Annotated in this window: 1 protein-coding gene; it reads left to right on the top strand. The window is 59.5% G+C overall.

The window, feature by feature from the left end:
• The coding region (locus B9Z50_RS17370; RefSeq protein WP_158270711.1) for a hypothetical protein at positions 1 to 578 on the top strand (578 nt) is incomplete at both ends.

Genomic DNA, 578 nt, shown 5'->3' with positions numbered 1-578 from the left:
GTGGACTTTGCCTACGCCAACATGCAAACCACCTTGCCTGCTGTGCTCAAGGCGCCGTTCCTAGGCGCACTGGACGGCTTTTACGCTGCCAAGCTCAACGCGCAGAGTGCTGCCTTTGTTGGTGGAGGCGAGATCCTCAACGTTGAGGCCAAGAACCTAGAGCTGCGCTTAAACGATAACGATGCGAACTGGTTCCCTGGTACGCCTTTGGAGATGGGGCCTGCCGTCATTGACTGGGCGGCGAGTTTCCCTGCTGATGACGAGGCGGGCACCGCTGCGGGCCTGGGCATCAAGACCGGTGCCTACCTCAAGAGCGAAGACGAAGACACCAGCGAATACGCTGTAGAAGACGAAGCCCTGGGCTACTACACCGACAGTTTGGGCCAGCGGGTCAACGCGCAAGGCTTCTTGCTAGACGACTTAGGCGCGCGCATCGACCAGCTCATCACGCTGGACTTTGACGGCAATCAACGCTTGGGCGTGTCCGTTGAGGACATGCGCATGGACATCGCCGGCTTCATCCACGCGCAGGGCAGCTTCAACTTTGAGAAGGGCCCCCAGCAACTGGTCACTTTGGG

This window comes from Limnohabitans sp. Bal53 (assembly GCF_003063355.1).
Taxonomy (GTDB): Bacteria; Pseudomonadota; Gammaproteobacteria; order Burkholderiales; family Burkholderiaceae_C; genus Limnohabitans_A.
This window is presented reverse-complemented; position numbering and strand designations above follow the sequence as displayed.